Source organism: Pseudomonas sp. Q12-87, from assembly GCF_001269755.1.
GTDB lineage: Bacteria > Pseudomonadota > Gammaproteobacteria > Pseudomonadales > Pseudomonadaceae > Aquipseudomonas > Aquipseudomonas fluorescens_S.
Genome location: NZ_LHVI01000004.1, coordinates 255,265 through 272,464 on the forward strand (window position 1 = coordinate 255,265; position 17,200 = coordinate 272,464).

Consider the following 17,200-nt stretch of genomic DNA (forward strand, 5'->3'; position numbering starts at 1 on the left):
CGGTGGCGCAGCCGCCGTAAAACCTGGGCATGAGGTCGGTCTGACGAAAAGAGGGGGCTGCTTCGCCGCCCAGCGGGAGCAAGCTCCCTCGCCACGGTGAGTAAATTCCTACGAGAATTTCAGAAGGGCAGGATAAGCAGAAAATGCGCACCCAAGCGAAGCGCCGAACAACCCACCATCACCGCAACCTGCCCCACCGCCTTCGCGAGCAAGCCCGCTCCCACAGGAGAAACGCGATCCCTCCAACAACCAGGCCGGCTATAAGGCCGCCTCGAGGGGGACGTTGATCTCGGGGCCCCGTTAACCACGCTGGCCGAACGCAGGCATTGCGTAGTGGGCATCCCGGCATGGATGCCGGGATAGCCGCGCTGGGTCATGGATGACCCTTCGCGGCGGGCCCACGGAGCAATGCCGGAGTTGAGGGCATGCCGAGCCTAGGCGAGGCACCGAGTGGTGGGGCAAGAGCGTTTTGCTTACTTTTGCGCTTCTCAAAAGTGAGACGCCGTAAGGGCGTAACCCTAAGTGGCCGTTACCGCAGGAACGGATATACACACGGTATCCCTAGATACATCCCCACGAGACTTTCGAAAACACACAGTTAAGTGTTGTGATCAATATCCAACTTGCTGAACGTCACCTTCCCACCTTCACTGGTATACCCACTGTTGTCCTGAACATACACCCCAGCCTTGAAATACAACGGTTTGACCCGCCACGTAGAACTGATGGTGGTATACCAACTACGACCCGCCGCAGTAATCCCCAAGTCGCCAGTACGATCAAGGTGGATCCGGTAACTGAACGACCGATCAAGCTTCACGCCGGTGGCGACGGTGACAACCCGGCCCTCGTCGTCGTTGGGGCGCATGCGGACCTTGGCAACGATGTCGCCGGTCTTGCCATCATCCTTGTACTGGTATTCCAGTTTCACCAAGGGCTTGCTGCTGTCCTTGGCATGAATCTGCCCGATCACGATCTTGCCGCTGCTGGGGACCTGATTGACGACCAGCGTCGCGCTCAATTTATTGTCGGCGTCTGGGTACAGCCAATTGCGCAAGGTGCCGTCCTTGTACGTCTCGCGCAATTCGCTACGGGGGTAAATCGCGTTTTCCGTCTTGGTGCCGGTCACCGGTGACCAGAAATACACGGTGCTGCCTTCGGAGTTGAAATATTTATCCTTGAACCCATCCACCAGCCGAGGGGTCTCGATGGTTTTGGGCGGGCTGCCCTCAGGGATGCTCAAGTTCCAGGTTGCAAGATCGACCATGTTCGGGTCCTTTATACGAGTGAAAATACTGCATGACGCAACCAGAGGCTCTGGCCCGGACTTATCGAGTCGATTCGACAAGGCCTGGGTCGGCCTTTTCTCATGCCAGTACGGCGGAGGGTTGGCGTCAACTGACCGTCAGAGTGGTCATCGCAGTGTTTGTGCCCGAGATAGTTGGCCGTTGGTCGGTTAGTTCGGTTTTTGGCTGAACTATGGCGCTATGGCATCTGTATAGGCGGGGGGCACCGGAGCAGCGATCCTTGCTGCACCGGTGCTCTTGATACCCTTAAAGGGTGGTGTGCTTGATTTCCAGCAGGCTGAACGTCACTTTTCCGCCTTCGGTGGTGTAGCCAGTGTTGTCCTGCACATAGACGCCCGCCTTGAAATACAGAGGTTTGGTCTTCCAGGTCGGGTCCACCGAGGTTCTCCAGTTGAAGCCCGCCGCGCTGATCCCCAGCGCACCACCTGGGCTGAGGTGGATCATGTAGGAAAAATTGCGGTCGAGCTTGACGCCGGTGGCGACTGTAATCACCTGGCCCGATTCGTCATCCGGACGCATGCGGACCTTGGCGACAATGTTGCCGGTGGAGCTAGAGGTCTTGTACTGGAACTCCAGCTTCACCATGGGGCTGGTGCTGTCCTTGGTGTGGATCTGGCCGATCACGATCTTGCCGGAGCTGGGTACCTGATTGACTGTCAGGGTCGCACGCAAGGTGTTATCCGCCGCCGGATAGAGCCAGTTGCGCAGGGTGCCATCGGCGTAGGTTTCACGCAGTTCGCTGCGTGGGTATATCGCGTTGGCGGTCTTGGTGCCGGTTACCGGGGCCCAGAAGAACAGGGTGCCGGTTTCGGCGTTGAAGTATTGGTCCTTGAACCCTTGGGCCAGTCGAGGGGTCTCGATGGTCATCGCTGGGGTGCCTTCGGGTACGCTCAAATTCCAAGTAGTGAGATCGATCATGTTGAGGTCCTGCATAACGTTGTGAAATGAATGAACGCCACAGCGTGAGGCTCTAACCCGCGCTTGAGGGGCGTCCTGATAACACCGGGATTTGAGCTTTTAGTTGTTTTGTCGGCGGATGTTTGACGTCAATTGAACGTCATGAGAGGTATTGCAGTTTTTATGCCTGACCAGGGTGACCGTTAGTCGGCTATTTCGGGCTTTGTCTGGATGATGGCGCGATGACACCTACTGCTTTTCAAAATCCCGGTCTAGAGTGAGTTCACAGTATTTGTCCGCTTTGCCACGGAAAACGGACATGGCGCCTGATAAGAGAAGCAGCATGGAATGCGCGCAACCCACGATTGGCGACGACAGCTCCGTCCTTTTGATTGTTGATGACTACCCCGAAAACCTGCTCAGCATGCGAGCGTTGTTGCAGCGTCCGGATTGGCGAGTGATGACCGCTGCCTCGGGTGTCGAGGCGCTTAACCTGCTGCTCGAACATGACATCGACCTGGTCCTGCTGGACGTGCAGATGCCCGACATGGACGGTTTCGAAGTGGCTCGCCTGATGCGTGGCAGCCAGCGCACGCGGCTGACGCCGATCATCTTCCTGACCGCCAACGAACAGTCCCAGGATGCGGTGATCAAGGGCTACGCCAATGGCGCAGTGGATTACCTGTTCAAACCTTTCGACCCGCAGATCCTCAAGCCCAAGGTGCAGGCGTTGCTCGAGCATCAGCGCAATCGCCGGGCCTTGCAGCGCCTGAGCCAGGATCTGGAAGCGGCCCGGGCCTTTAACGCCTCGGTGCTGGACAACGCCGCCGAAGGCATTCTGGTGGTGGACGAGGCAGGCGGTATCCGCTTCGCCAACCCGTCCACCTGCCGTTTGCTCAATGCCACCGCCGAGCAGTTGCAAGGGCGGCCGTTCCTCGATTTCCTGCAGAAACCGCACATCGCCGAATGGGCCGATTGTGATATCCACACGGCCTATCGTCGTGGCGAGACCTTCCGCCTGCACGACGCCGTCATGCGCACCGCGCCTGGCCAACAGGTTTCGGTAGCCTTGTCCTGCGCACCGTTGCCCGCCGAGCAGAAGGCGATGGTGGTGACGCTCCAGGACATGTCGGTGGTTCGCCATCTGCATCAGCAACTCGAATACCAGGCGGTTACGGACCCGCTGACCGGTTTGCTCAACCGTCGCGGGTTCTACCAGACCGCCGAAAACCTGCTGATGCGCAGCGAGCGACAGGAAAGCAACTGGGTGCTGTTGTACCTGGACCTCGACGGTTTCAAGCGGGTCAACGACTCTCTAGGGCATGACGCCGGGGACCGGGTGTTGCGCTGGGTGTCGGAACAACTGAAGGCGTGCCTGCGCCCGTTCGACATCCTGGCGCGCCTGGGCGGTGATGAGTTCACGGCGCTGCTGGACCTGGAATTCCCGGAGCAAGCCGCCAAGATCGCCGAGAAACTCATCGAGCGTGTCGCGATCTGCCAGCAGATCGAGGGCATGGATGTGGCGCTGGGAGCCAGCATCGGCATCGCCACGTATCCCGATTGTGGCGCCAACCTGGATGGGCTGTTGCGTGCGTCGGACATCGCCATGTACGAAGCCAAGCGCGCGGGACGCCAGCAATACCGTTTCTACGATCAGGAAATGAACGGGCGAGCCCGTTCACGGCTGATGCTTGAAGAAAGCGTGCGTTCGGCCATCGAGAACCGCGACTTCAATATGGTCTATCAGCCCCAGGTGGGGATCAGCGATGGACGAATCCGCGGCTTCGAAGCCTTGCTGCGTTGGCAGCACCCCAGCGTCGGCGATGTGCCGCCGGGCCTGTTCCTGCCGTTACTGGAGGAGGCACGACTGATCAGCCGGCTGGGCAGTTGGATTTATCATCGCAGCGCGGCCCAGCGCAAAATCTGGGAACGGTTGTTCGCCGACGATCTGGTACTGGGGGTGAGCTTGAGCAGCACCCAATTCGGTATGCCGAACCTGGTGACCGAACTGCGCCAGGTCCTGGAGCGCCACGCCTTGGAACCCCGGCAACTGGAGGTCGAGGTGACCGAGGATGCGCTGATGCGCAACCCTGATGAAACCCAGAAGCAATTGCACCTGCTACGTCACCTCGGTGTGCGGGTGGCGCTGGATGACTTCGGTTCGGGGCCATGTTCGCTGGCGCATCTGCGTGACCTTGAACTCGATACCCTCAAGCTCGACCGCCACTTGATCGCCCGCTTGCCAGGGTCGCCCCGGGATGCCGCGCTGGCCGCCTCGGTGATCGAGTTGTGCAAGCAATTGGGCTTGCGGGTCATCGCCGAAGGGGTGGAAACCCTGGAGCAATATCAGTGGTTGCAAGCCCATGGGTGCGAGTATGTGCAGGGTTTCCTGGTGGCACGCCCCTTGGTAGCCGACGACACGGGCGCCTTCGCCACGCCGTTCGACTGGAGCGCGGTGCGGGCCTGAATTCGCTACACTGGCGACCTTTTGCAACTGTTGCCGCCCCGATGACCGCGCTCAAATACCTCCAGGCCTATCCCGCCGCCCTGCAAGCCCAGGTGCAGCAAATGATCGCTCAGGATCGACTGGGCGATTACCTGCACCAGCGCTATCCCGGCCGCCATCCGATCCAGAGCGACAAGGCCTTGTACGCTTATGCCCTGGATCTCAAGCAGCAATACCTGCGTAATGCGCCGGCCATCGACAAGGTGTTGTTCGACAATCGCCTCGACCTGACCCACCGTGCCCTCGGTCTGCACACGGCGATTTCGCGGGTGCAGGGAGGCAAGCTCAAGGCCAAGAAGGAAATTCGCATCGCGTCGCTGTTCAAGGAGGCGGCGCCGGAGTTCTTGAAGATGATTGTGGTGCACGAGTTGGCGCACTTCAGGGAGTCGGACCACAACAAGGCGTTCTACCAGCTTTGCGAGCACATGCTGCCGGGGTACCACCAGTTGGAATTCGATCTCAGGGTGTACCTGACCTGGCGCGATCTGCCATCCCAAAAGGAATGACCGAATGGACGTCAGCAAGACCAAGACCAGTTTTTATCGTCGCTTGTATGTGGCTTACCTGATCGACAGCGGCGCCGCCAGCAATGTCCCGGCCCTCACCGAGGTCACCGGCATGCCGCGACGCACCGCCCAGGACACCGTCGCGGCCCTGGCCGACCTGGATATCCTGTGTGAGTTCGAACAGGAGCAGGGCGCGCGCAATCACGCCGGACGTTATCGGATTCGTGATTGGGGTGCGATTGACCGGGGCTGGATCGAGGGCAATTTGCAGCGGATCAAGGCGGTGCTTGAGTATCCCTGAGATGTGGCTGTGCCTGGGCTGGCCTCATCGCGAGCAGGGATCTTCAAGGGCTACGTAGATCAAATGTGGGAGCGAGCCTGCTCGCGATGGCGCCTTCAAGGGCGATGCATGCCTATATGTGGAATCCCATCCTCCAGATACTCCACCCCCACCACCTCAAACCCATACCGCCCATAGTACCCCTGCAGATGCGCCTGGGCTGACAGCGAGATCGACGTCCCGGGCCAATGCTTTTCGGCCTGTTTGAGCGCCTGTTCCATCAGCGTGTGGCCCAGCCCCTGGCCCCGTGCTTGCGGCGCAATGATGACGCGGCCGATCACCACGTCGCTGTTTTGTGAATGCGGGTCCAGCAAGCGCAGGTAGGCCACCAGGTGGTCGTCCTGCCAGGCCATCAGGTGACAGGTGTCGCCTTCCAGGTCCAGGCCGTCAACGTCCGGGTAGGCGCAGTTCTGCTCGACGACGAACACATCGGCGCGCAATTTGAGGATGGCGTACAGCTGTTCCTTGCTCAGGTCACTGTGATGTTTGCAGACCCAGTCGATGTCCATTTTTTGAATTTCCTGAAGAACCTGATGCCGATATTAAGCGGGCCGTCGCTGGAAGTCTCGTTCCCGGTCGACCGGAAAATGGCAAAAAAAATCAAAATGCCATCATTCACTTGTCGCAGCGCTGTCTTCTTTGTGTAATCTTCGCTGCAGCACTGCGCAGCAATTTCGATGAGCTAATGTTAGGACCGGATACCTGAGGAAATCCCTTGAGTTTCGGCTAAAAACAAACCGGGCTTTGAACCCGTCAAGGATGTCTGGCATGCCTCGATTGCATCGAACTCTTGCTTTGGTCGGGTTGCTGTTGCTGAGCTACAGCGCCTGCGCGCAGAAGTTGCGTCTGGTCGCCGATGGCTGGCCACCGTTCACTGATTCCACGTTGGTCAACGGCGGCTTGGCGACCGACATTGTCAGTACGGCCCTGGCGCGAGCCGGCTATGCCACGGACTTCGAGCAGGTGCCCTGGGCCCGGGCGATGCTGGGCATTGGCGAGGGGCGTTATGACGTATTGATCAATGCTTGGTACAGCGAAGAGCGCACGCAGGTGGGGCAGTTCTCGGCCGAGTACCTGGTCAACCGAGTGCGTTTCATCAAGCGCAAGGACGACGATATCCAGTTCGATCAATTGCCACAGTTGCATGCCTATCCCATCGCCGTGGTCCGGGGGTATGCCTACTCCAAGGAATTCGATGAAGATCTGCAAATGCAAAAGATCCCTGTGCATAACTTCGCCATGGCCGTGCGCATGCTGGTCGCCGAGCGGGTGAAACTGACCGTGGAGGATGAATACGTGGCCCGCTATTACCTGGCCCGTGAATCCGCCAAAGTACGCAGCGCCGTGGAGTTCCTGCCCAAGCCGTTGAGCGAAAACAGCCTGCACATCCTGGTCAGCCTGAAGAACCCGGAGCACCAGGAAATCATCGCGAAGTTCGATCAGGAGATCGCGGCGATGAAGGCGGATGGGAGTTATGCGCGGTTACTCAAGCAACATGGAATGTGAGCTTGGAGGGTAAGTACCTGGACTGGCCCCTTCGCGAGCAAGCCCGCTCCCACGTTTGGAATGCATACCCCTGTGGGAGCGAGCTTGCTCGCGAAGAGGCCCGCCCATTCACCGCAGTATTCAGACCTCGCTGGGGTCCTTGATCAAATGCGCCGCCAGTGTCCGCAACGGTCCCAGCTGACGGCAGATCAACGCCAGTTGCGTCTGCACCAGCCGCTGGCCCTCATCGATTTCATCGGGCATCTGCTCGAGTTCATTGGCCAAGGCTTCTTCTTCATCGCTCTGGATCGCAATCGCTTGCTTGCTCGCCAACCCCTGGGCGATTTCATCGATGCTCGTTGCCAGTTTCACACCGGCGCCGTTGATCAACTGTTCATGCACGTGCGCTGGCAGCTCGGTGCCCCGGTGCGCGCCCAGGCCTGACAAGTAACTGAGCAGAGTGTGGGACAGCACGAGGAAGCGGAACCCCACATCGGCTTCCTTACGGAAATGCCCCGGTTCCATCAGCATATTGGCCAGCGTGGTGGACAGCGCGGCATCGGCGTTGTGGGCGTTGCGTCGGGCCAGGCGATAGGCCAGGTCATCGCTTTTGCCGGTGGCGTATTGCTGCATGATCTGGCGCAGGTAAATGCTGTTGCAGGTCAGCGTGTTGGCCAGCACCTTGTTCAGCCGCCGACCTTGCCAGTCCGGCAGGAACAGGAACACCGCAAGCCCGGCGATCAGGCTGCCGAGCAGCGTATCGAACAGCCGCGGCAGCAGCAGCCCGTAGCCGTCGCCCACCTGGTTGAAGCAGAACAGCACCATGATGGTGATCGCCGCTGTCGCCAGGGTGTAGCGGGTGGTGCGGTTGGTAAAGAACACCACCCCGGCGGCGATCGCGAAGCACGATTGCACCAGCGGGTTGGGGAACAGATCGAACAGCGCCCAAGCCACCGTGAGGCCGATGGCGGTGCCGATGATCCTTTGGCCGAGCTTGCGCCGGGTGGCGCCGTAGTTGGGCTGGCAGACGAACAGTGTGGTGAGGATGATCCAGTAGCCCTGGGACGGGTGGATCATGTGCACCACGGCGTAGCCCACACTAAGGGCCAGGGGCAGGCGCAGGGCATGGCGGAACAGCAGCGAGGTGGGCGTGAGTTGTGTGCGCAGGCGCAGCCAGACGTCCTTGAGGTTGCGCGGCGAGCGGTCCAGCAGGCTGCTGTCGGTGGCATCGGCCAGTGCGTCAGGGTTGCTCGCGTCGCTGAGCAGCCGGTCCATAGTGCCAAGGTTCGCCGCCAATGCCCGCAATGACCGCAGCAAGCCGCGCCAGGCCGGGTTGCTCTGGATGCGCAAGTGTTCCAGCGACGCGTGCAGGTCGTTGAGGGCTTCAGCGAAGGTATGGTCGTAGACGAACGGCTGGCGCAGCTGGATCGACTCGGCCAGCGCCTGGCAGGCCTTGCCTTGCTGGCGCAGCAGGCGTTGGCAGCGGAACAGCACGTCGCTGTGGAAGAAGGCTTCGGCCAGTGCGTTATAGGGGTAATGAGACGAGCTGGCGCGTTCATGGATGTCCTGGGCCAGGAAATACAGCTTCAGGTAGCGGCTGACTTTCGACCCCGGCCGGCCATTGCCCACCCGGTGCAGGATGATTTCCTTCGCGCTGTTGAGCGCCGCCACCACCCGGCCGTTCTGCTGGGCCAGTTCCAGGCGGCGGGCTTCGATGTCCAGCTGACGGATCGGCTCCAGCAACGATGATTTGAGTTTCAGGTAACGCCCCAGTTCGCGAAACAGCCGCGCCAGGCTCTGCTGCACCGGCTGGTTGGAAAACAGCGCGTGCCACAACACCGAGAGCAGGCCGTACCACGCCGCGCCCGCCACCAGCAGCAGGGGCTCGTGCCAGAAATCAGTGACTGCGCCGCCGCGCTGATCCACGCCGATCATGGTGTAGACCGACAGAATCAGCGTGGCCGAGGCAATCGCGCCATAGCGTTCGCCCAAGGCACCCAGCATGGTCAGGCCGAAACTCGCCAGGGCCAGGGCAACGATGAACACGATGGGGTATGGGAACAGCAACTCCACCGACAGCGCCGCGACGGTGAAGCACACCAGGGTCACAGCCAGCGCAGTGAGGCGGCCCTGCCAACTGTCGTCGGTCTCGGCCAGGGCGCTGGCGATGATGCCCAGGAACAGGGGGATCAGCAGCGCCATCTCGTCCAGGTACCAGCACAGCCCCATGCTGCCGGTCAGGGCGATGAACACCCGCACGCTATAACTGAACTTATCCAACGCCCAAAGGCGACGCAGAGACTGGCTAAACGAGGTCGATGACATGAAGTGCACGGGCCTGACGGGCAATGACGCTAAATTGAGGCAGTAATGACGCCGACGCAATGGCGGCGAGCACATCTGGCAGCAAAAAGTGTTCCGGGATGCACCACCAACCTACTGTGGGAGCGGGCTTGCCCGCGAATACGGTGTGTCAGCAGCATCGAATTGACTGACTCACCGCATTCGCGAGCAAGCCCGCTCCCACATTTGATGTGTGCTGTGTCATACGTACTGCGCAGCCGCATAACCCGACGCCCAGGCCCATTGGAAGTTGAACCCGCCCAGATGGCCGGTGACGTCCAGCACTTCGCCGATGAAATACAAGCCAGGGCTTTTCAGCGACTCCATGGTCTTGGACGAGACTTCCCGGGTGTCGACGCCGCCCAGGGTGACTTCGGCGGTGCGGTAGCCTTCGGTGCCGGCCGGGACCACGTTCCAGCTCGCCAGTTTTTCGGCGATGTCCGCCAACTCAGCGTGGGTGTATTGCTTCATGGGCTTGGACACGAACCAGCTGTCGGCCAACAGGTTGGCCATCTTCTTGGTGAACAGTTCGCCCAACAGGGTTTTCAATTCGCTGTTGGGGCGCTCGGCCTGTTGCTGTTGCAGCCACTGCGGCACGTCGTGATCCGGCAGCAGGTTGATCTGCACCGTATCGCCCGGCTCCCAGAACGACGAAATCTGCAAGATCGCCGGGCCGCTCAGGCCGCGGTGGGTGAACAGGATGTTCTCGCGAAAGCTCTGGTCGTTGCAGCTCACCAGGCAGTCCACCGATGTGCCGGAGAGTTCGGTACACAATGCCTTGAGCTGGTCGGTGATGGTGAACGGCACCAGCCCGGCGCGGGTGGGCAGCAGTTGGTGGCCGAATTGCTGGGCGACTTGGTAGCCGAAGCCGGTGGCGCCCAAGGTCGGGATCGACAGCCCGCCCGTGGCGATCACCAAGGACTGGCAGGCGATGGCGCCGAGGGTGGTTTGCAGCAGGTAGCCGCTGTCGGTTTTTTCGATGTGGGTGATCGAGGTGTCCAGGTGCAGGCTGACGCCGGCCTGGTCGCACTCATCCAGCAACAGGCCGAGGATGTCGCTGGACTTGTTATCGCAGAACAACTGGCCGAGCTTTTTCTCGTGATAGGGCACGCCGTGCTTGGCCACCAGGGCAATGAAATCCCATTGGGTATAGCGCGCCAGGGCCGATTTGCAGAAGTGCGGATTTTGCGAGAGAAAATTGCCCGGCTCGGTGTACATGTTGGTGAAATTGCAGCGCCCACCGCCCGACATGAGGATTTTCTTGCCGGCCTTGTTGGCGTGGTCCAGCAACAGCACCTGGCGCCCGCGCGCGGCGGCGGTCAATGCGCACATCAATCCGGCGGCGCCAGCGCCAATGATCACGACTTCGGTAGAGCGCAAAACGGTGTCCTCTCACAAATTTTAATTTCACCGACAAACCAATGTGGGAGCGGGCTTGCCCGCGAAGACGGTGTGTCAGTCAACATTGAATCGACTGATACACCGCCTTCGCGAGCAAGCCCGCTCCCACAAGGGGATCTTCGTTGGATGGAAGATCGCTTACAGGATCCGCACCCGCAGCGAGCGCCCCTTGATCTTGCCATCGTTCAGGCGTTGCAAGGCCTGTTTGGCGATGCCGCGTTCCACGGCCACATAGGCCTGGAAGTCGAAAATCGCAATCTTGCCGACCTGGGCACCAGGGATACCGGCCTCGCCGGTCAGGGCGCCGAGGATATCGCCGGGGCGGACCTTGTCCTTGCGCCCGGCGCCGATGCACAGGGTACTCATGGCCGGCAGCAGCGGACCACCGCCCTGGGGCTTGAGGTTGTCCAACTGGTCCCAGCTCAGCGGCGATTTCTGCAGTTGCTCGATGGCCTGGGCGCGGTGGGCTTCGGACGGTGCGACGAGGCTGATGGCGATGCCTTTTTCCCCGGCGCGTCCGGTGCGGCCGACGCGGTGGATATGAATCTCCGAATCCCGCGCCAACTCAACGTTGATCACCATGTCCAGGGCATCGATGTCCAGGCCACGGGCCGCCACGTCGGTGGCTACCAGCACGGAGGTGCTGCGGTTGGCGAACATCGCCAGCACCTGATCACGGTCACGTTGTTCCAGGTCCCCGTGCAGGCCCACGGCGGAGATGCCTTTGGCGGTCAGGTGGTCGACGGTTTCCTGGACCTGCTGCTTGGTGAAGCAGAACGCCACGCAGGAAGCCGGGCGGAAATGCGCCAGCACCTTGACCACCGCGTCCATGCGCTCCTCGGGCGATATCTCGTAGAAGCGCTGCTCGATCTGCGCGTCGGAGTGAAACGCCTCGGCCTTCACTTGCTGCGGGTTGCGCATGAACTTGGACGACAGTTGCTTGATGCCCACCGGGTAGGTGGCCGAGAACAGCAGCGTCTGGCGGCGTTCCGGGGTCTGTTGGATGATGTCTTCGATGGCGTCGTAGAAACCCATGTCGAGCATGCGGTCGGCTTCGTCGAGGATCAGCGTGTTGAGGCCGTCCAGCACCAGCGAGCCCTTGCGCAGGTGTTGCTGGATGCGCCCTGGCGTGCCGACGATGATGTGGGCGCCGTGTTCAAGGGAGGCGATCTGCGGGCCGAAGGACACGCCGCCGCACAGGGTCAGGACCTTGATGTTGTCTTCGGCACGGGCCAGTCGACGGATTTCCTTGGCGACCTGGTCGGCCAGCTCGCGGGTCGGGCACATCACCAGTGCCTGGCAACCGAAGAAGCGCGGGTTGATCGGGTTCAGCAGGCCGATGCCGAAGGCCGCGGTCTTGCCGCTACCGGTCTTGGCCTGGGCGATCAGGTCCATGCCCTTGAGAATCACCGGCAAGCTCTGCGCCTGGATCGGCGTCATCTGGGCATAACCGAGTGATTCGAGGTTAGCCAGCATGGCGGCGGACAGCGGTAGAGTATTAAAAGCGGTGGCAATGGTGGTCACGGGACTGGCCTGCAAAACAAAATGTCGCGCAGTGTAGCAGCCTCGTGCCACTTTCTTCGAAAGTTATGGACGAGCTGTTGTGGTCAGGCAGCCAATGCCGTTAGTGCTCGATATGCTCATCCGGCCGCTTGACCCGTCGCCCATCCTGCTTGGATAACTGGGAGAAAATCGTCGCCGCCAGCATCGCCATGATCCCCACTGTCACGAATGTTAGCTGGAACGCGCCCAGGACGGTGTCGACCCCGTCATTGCCTACCTGGGCCGTGAAGCCGCCGAGCAGCGCACCGGCGCACGCCACGCCGAGGCTCAGGGACAATTGCGCCACCACCGACAGCAGGCTGTTGCCGCTGCTGGCGCTGGCATCGTCGAGGTCGATCAGGGTTACGGTATTCATCGCGGTGAATTGCAGTGAGTTGATCGCCCCCAGCACCGCCAATTGCGCGAGCAGCAGCCAGTACGGCGTCTGCTCACTGACCAGGCCCATGCTCGCCAACATCAGGCCCAAGGCCACAGTGTTGCCAGTCAGGACGATGCGATAGCCCAGGCGTTCGATCAACGGCCGGGCCACGGACTTGGCGACCATCGCGGCGGCCGCCAGCGGCAGCATGCTCATGCCGGCCTGGGACGGCGAATAACCCAGGGCGACTTGCAGCAGCAACGGCACCAGGAACGGCAGGGCGCCGCTGCCCAGGCGCGCGAACAGGTTACCGAGGATGCCGACGGCGAAGGTCCGGGTCTTGAACAACGACGGCGGGAACAGCGCGTTCTCAACGTGCCCGGCCCGCAGCCAATAGGCCGCCAGGCACGCCATGCCGCCGAACAACAACAGCATCACCCGCAGGTGCGGCAGGTGCAGCTCACCCAGGCCTTCCATGGCGATGGTGATCAGCACCATCGCCGCGCCGAACAGCAGGAAGCCTAGCCCATCGAAACGGGTGCGCTCGCTGCCGCGAAGGTCGGGGATGAACTTCCACACCGCATAACAACCGATCATGCCCACCGGCAGGTTGATGATGAAGATCCAGTGCCAAGTCAGGTATTCCACCATCCAGCCGCCCATGGTCGGGCCGATCAACGGGCCGAGCAGGCCGGGGATGGTGATGAAACCCATGATCCGTACCAGTTCCGAGCGCGGATACGCCCGCAGCACCACCAGCCTGCCGACCGGCAACATCAACGCGCCGCCCAAGCCCTGGATCACCCGTGCGCCAATCAGCATGCTCAACGAACTGGACAAGGCGCACAGCAGCGAGCCGAAACTGAACAACAGGATCGCGCCGAAGAAAATCTTCTTGGTGCCGAAACGGTCGGCGATCCAGCCCGAGGCCGGGATCAGCAGCGCCACGGTGAGCATGTAGGCGATGATCACGCCTTGCATGCGCAATGGGTTTTCCGCCAGGTCACTGGCCATGGCGGGCAGGGCGGTGTTGAGGATGGTCCCGTCCAGGGACTGCATGAAGAAGGCGATTGCCACCACCCACGGAAGCCAGCGGGCGGTGACGGCGTCGAGCGGTGCGCGGTTGGGCATGGGACCTCTTGTATGAACAGTGAATAAATAACTGTGGCGAGGCAGCTCTTGTGGCGAGGGAGCTTGCTCCCGCTCGGCTGCGAAGCAGTCGTAATCCAGGCGACGCGATCTTTCAGGTACACCGTGTTGGTCGGTTTGGGGGCGCTTCGCGCCCCAGCGGGAGCAAGCTCCCTCGCCACCGGGAAAGCCCTCGGTTTACAGTGTCAACGTCAACCGCTTGACCAGCGCCCCCGGCAACAGCATCGAGGCCGTGGCCCGCTGGCTGTAGGTGCTGGCCGAGAGCAGAAGTTCCCGCTCCTGGGTCAGGCTTTCGAGTTGTGAACCGAGCAGGCTGTAGACGCTGTCGTCGAAGCGCATGGTGCTGACCGGCGCCACGATCTGGCCGTTCTCGACCCAGAACGTGGCGAAGCGGGTCATGCCGGTCAGGCGCGCAGCCGGTTGGTCCGAGTAGTTCAGGTACCAGAGGTTGCTGATATACAGCCCGGTGCCGAGGGCCTCGAGGATGTGCTTTTGCTCCAGCAGACCTTCCTGCATGACCAGCGCCGTGGGGTATTCATAGCTGCTGGCGCCGTTGGCGGTGAGGCCATATTCGGCGGCGCTGCGAGAATTGACCAGCCGCGCATTGGCCATGCCCTTGGCGATCAGCCCCAGGTCATCGCGGGGATAACCTTCATCGGAGAATGCCGGACTCAAGGAGCCGCTGACCTGTTCGCTCAGCCATACAGTGGGGCTGAAACAAGCTTCGCTGGCATAGAATTTCTGCAACGGGCTCTGCTTGCTGGCAATTGCCCGGGCCGAGAACCCGCCCCAACTGAGCATGCCCATGATCTCTTCCAGGGCCGCCGGCGCCAGGTAGGCCCGGTATTCGCCGGGCGGCAGCGTGCGCAAGGGGCGACCGAGAAATTCAAGCTGCTCGCGGGCCTGCTCGAAGCGTCGGGCAAACCCCTCGTCGCTCCATTCATGCCCGGCGTAGCTGGCTTTCACCGCCTGGCCGTTCTCATGAAACAGGCTGAAATCGAAGTTGAAACTGTTGGCCTGATGCCAGCCGAACGCCCCCGACGAGCTGGCGAAACCACGGCTGATGGGGCCCGCCGCGTAGAACCCCACCAGGTCCAGGCCTTCGGCGGCGCGGGTGATTTCGGCCACGGCGTGCTCGGTTTCCGGCAGGGGATGGTCCTGCACATTGTTGCTCTGCCAGTGGTTTTGGTTGAGCAGCAAATACGGATCCGGGGGCAGCAGCGGCAAGGTTTCGCGCAGTTGCTGCAGACCCTCGGCCAAGCGTTGCAGGTCGGTCTCGGCGTCGCCAGACAACGTGATCTGCAAGTCGGCGTGGCGACCCTCGTCGATCAGTTTGAAACTGACACTGGCCTGTTGCACGTGTCCGGCCTGGCGGACCTTGCCGTGGTTGAACCGCACAAAGGCCGAGGACTCGGCGGCGTAGCCGAGGGTGAACTGTTCAGGCGTATGCAGGGCTTCGCGCAGCCAGTCGACCAACGCCTTGAACGCCCCGGCCTGATTATTGACGGTACTCATCAGGCATCTCCCCCAAACACATCGACATTGCTGAACACGCAGGCCGGCGAGGCATGGCCGACGCGGATGACCTGGTTCGGTTCGCCCTTGCCACAGTTGGGCGTGCCCAGGACTTGTGAGGTGCTGGCATCGCCCACGGCGCGCAGGCTCTTCCAGAAGTGCGCGGAAATGCCCCGGTAGTTGGGGTTCTTCACCACGCCCTTGAGCTCACCGTTCTCGATCAGTTCGCCCCACTCGCAGCCGAACTGGAATTTGTTGCGGGCGTCGTCGATGGACCAGGAGCGGTTGGTGCGCATCAGCACGCCGCGCTCGATACCCTGGATCAGTTGCTCCAGGGGTTGGTCGCCGGGTTCGATGTTGAGGTTCGCCATGCGGTCGATGGGCGGGCGATTCCAACCGCAGGCACGGCTGTTGGCGACACCGTCCAGGCCCGCGCGAAACTGCGACAACGCTCCGCCCAACGGCCGCAGCAAACGGCCCTCGCGGATCAAGAACTGTTTGCTGGCGGCGGTGCCTTCGTCGTCATGGCTGTAGCTCGCCAATTCCTCGGGGATGTCCGGGTCGAAGGTCACGTTCAGCAGGCTGGAACCGTATTGCAGGTGGCCGAAGTCGCTGGCCTTGACGAAGCTGGTGCCGGCGTAATTGCGCTCGTCGCCGAGGATGCGGTCCAGCTCCAGTGGATGGCCGATGGACTCGTGGATCTGCAGCATCATCTGGTCGGGCATCAGCAGCAGGTCGCGCGGACCCTGCGGGGTGTTCGGCGCCATCAGCAACTGCAGGGCCTGGTCGGCGATTTTCGGCCCGGCGCCGATCAGGCCGCAGCGGCTGATCACATCGAAGCCGCCTTGCTGGCCAAAATTTTCCCGGCCGAGGGTACGAGTCTGGCTGTCATGGCCGTCGAAGGCGGTGACGTCCAGGGCCGGGTAGATGAAACGTTGGGCCTGGCGCAGTTCGGCGCCAGCGCTGTTGAGGTAGATCTGTTCGACTTGGGTCAGGCCGATGCTGACTTGCCAGTTTACCAAACGCTCGTCCCGGGGCACCGCCGCCGATTCGTCGCCGAGCAGTTGGTAGCAATCGCTCAGGGCCGGGAACGCCTGGTCGAAATGAGGTGAGTAGTAATCTGCGCGGTCGCTGGACACCGGTTGCTCGCGCAGGTCCAGCAGGGCATGGGGCTTGAGCCGCCGGGCTTGTTGCTCGGCCCGCTCCAGCGCCGCTTGCAGACCGGCCTGGGACAGGTCGTTGGTGGAGGCATATGCCTCGACGCCATTGACCCGCGCGGTAAGCATCGCGCCTTCGTCGCGGCCCAGGCTGGGCGGTTCGGCAACGTTCTTGCGCACCGACAGATGCTGGCCGGACTCGCGCACGTAGCGCAGGGAAAAAAATTCAGCGCCCGTGCGCAAGGCAGCAAAACGCTGCTTGAGCTGGGGGTGGAAGTCGAACATGGAACCTCCTTGTCTGGAGTGGCGGTGCAGCGGCATGCGGCGCATTGACGCGGCGGCTCTAGATTAGGCCTGGGCGGGGGAGGGATCAAGGCAGATGGGAATTTGGCGTGTCAGATTGGACGCAATCGCGAGCAAGCTCGCTCCCAGTGGATTTTCGGCGGTCACAAAATCTGTGTTCACCACCAATCCCTGTGGGAGCGAGCTTGCTCGCGAAGACGGCGGCACATCCAACATTGATGCAAGTTGACCCACGGCTTTCGCGAGCAAGCCCGCTCCCACAAGCTATTTTCGGCGGTCACAAAATCTGTGTTCACCACCAATCCCTGTGGGAGCGAGCTTGCTCGCGAAGACGGCGGCACATCCAACATTGATGCAAGTTGACCCACTG

At 61.5% G+C, this 17,200-nt stretch carries 13 protein-coding genes; 4 read left to right on the top strand and 9 right to left on the bottom strand.

The genetic code is table 11. The features are described 5' to 3' along the window. Positions 1–598 precede the first annotated feature (598 nt). Entirely contained in the window at positions 599–1,267 is a 669-nt protein-coding gene (locus tag AD663_RS02290; RefSeq protein ID WP_053213200.1) for a polysaccharide lyase family 7 protein, read from the bottom strand. A 286-nt stretch (positions 1,268–1,553) separates the two neighbouring features. Further along, the gene (locus AD663_RS02295) at positions 1,554–2,225 is read right to left on the bottom strand and encodes a polysaccharide lyase family 7 protein (RefSeq protein ID WP_003177557.1); all 672 of its coding nucleotides are present in this window, start codon (positions 2,223–2,225) and stop codon (positions 1,554–1,556) included. A gap of 322 nt (positions 2,226–2,547) precedes the next feature. On the opposite strand from AD663_RS02295, the gene AD663_RS02300 reads away from it, so the two are divergent. The 3 genes from AD663_RS02300 to AD663_RS02310 are packed head-to-tail and all read left to right on the top strand — an operon-like array spanning position 2,548 to position 5,517. Further along, a complete protein-coding gene (locus AD663_RS02300; protein ID WP_003177558.1) occupies positions 2,548–4,671 on the top strand; it encodes a bifunctional diguanylate cyclase/phosphodiesterase in 2,124 nt (707 codons plus the stop codon). A 41-nt stretch (positions 4,672–4,712) separates the two neighbouring features. Then, the gene (locus tag AD663_RS02305) at positions 4,713–5,216 is read left to right on the top strand and encodes a M48 family metallopeptidase (protein WP_053213201.1); all 504 of its coding nucleotides are present in this window, start codon (positions 4,713–4,715) and stop codon (positions 5,214–5,216) included. Positions 5,217–5,220: 4 nt separating this feature from the next. Next, on the top strand, positions 5,221–5,517 hold the full coding sequence (locus tag AD663_RS02310; protein WP_003177560.1) for a helix-turn-helix domain-containing protein: 297 nt from the start codon (positions 5,221–5,223) through the stop codon (positions 5,515–5,517). A gap of 95 nt (positions 5,518–5,612) precedes the next feature. Here AD663_RS02310 and AD663_RS02315 read toward each other — a convergent pair whose 3' ends face one another. Beyond that, the gene (locus tag AD663_RS02315; protein WP_003177561.1) at positions 5,613–6,065 is read right to left on the bottom strand and encodes a GNAT family N-acetyltransferase; all 453 of its coding nucleotides are present in this window, start codon (positions 6,063–6,065) and stop codon (positions 5,613–5,615) included. Positions 6,066–6,324: 259 nt separating this feature from the next. Between AD663_RS02315 and AD663_RS02320 the strand changes: the two genes are divergently transcribed. Beyond that, the gene (locus AD663_RS02320) at positions 6,325–7,062 is read left to right on the top strand and encodes an ABC transporter substrate-binding protein (protein WP_003177562.1); all 738 of its coding nucleotides are present in this window, start codon (positions 6,325–6,327) and stop codon (positions 7,060–7,062) included. A 120-nt stretch (positions 7,063–7,182) separates the two neighbouring features. On the opposite strand, the gene yccS is transcribed toward AD663_RS02320, so the two are convergent. The 6 genes from yccS to AD663_RS02350 form a co-directional block, all read right to left on the bottom strand. Continuing rightward, positions 7,183–9,366 carry a YccS family putative transporter gene (gene yccS, locus AD663_RS02325; protein WP_053213202.1) on the bottom strand — a complete coding sequence of 728 codons (2,184 nt, stop codon included), beginning with the start codon at positions 9,364–9,366 and terminating at the stop codon, positions 7,183–7,185. 219 nt (positions 9,367–9,585) lie between these two features. Beyond that, complete coding sequence (locus AD663_RS02330) at positions 9,586–10,764, bottom strand: NAD(P)/FAD-dependent oxidoreductase (RefSeq protein ID WP_003177564.1); 1,179 nt, start codon at positions 10,762–10,764, stop codon at positions 9,586–9,588. A 159-nt stretch (positions 10,765–10,923) separates the two neighbouring features. Further along, complete coding sequence (gene dbpA, locus AD663_RS02335; protein WP_256217155.1) at positions 10,924–12,261, bottom strand: ATP-dependent RNA helicase DbpA; 1,338 nt, start codon at positions 12,259–12,261, stop codon at positions 10,924–10,926. Positions 12,262–12,409: 148 nt separating this feature from the next. Continuing rightward, positions 12,410–13,837 (bottom strand): multidrug transporter subunit MdtD, encoded by a 1,428-nt coding sequence (gene mdtD, locus AD663_RS02340; protein WP_003177566.1) that lies wholly within the window; start codon positions 13,835–13,837, stop codon positions 12,410–12,412. A gap of 195 nt (positions 13,838–14,032) precedes the next feature. After that, positions 14,033–15,370 (bottom strand): TldD/PmbA family protein, encoded by a 1,338-nt coding sequence (locus AD663_RS02345; protein WP_053213203.1) that lies wholly within the window; start codon positions 15,368–15,370, stop codon positions 14,033–14,035. Next, positions 15,370–16,812 carry a TldD/PmbA family protein gene (locus AD663_RS02350; protein ID WP_053213204.1) on the bottom strand — a complete coding sequence of 481 codons (1,443 nt, stop codon included), beginning with the start codon at positions 16,810–16,812 and terminating at the stop codon, positions 15,370–15,372. The genes AD663_RS02345 and AD663_RS02350 overlap by 1 nt, the downstream gene beginning before the upstream one ends. Positions 16,813–17,200 lie beyond the last annotated feature (388 nt).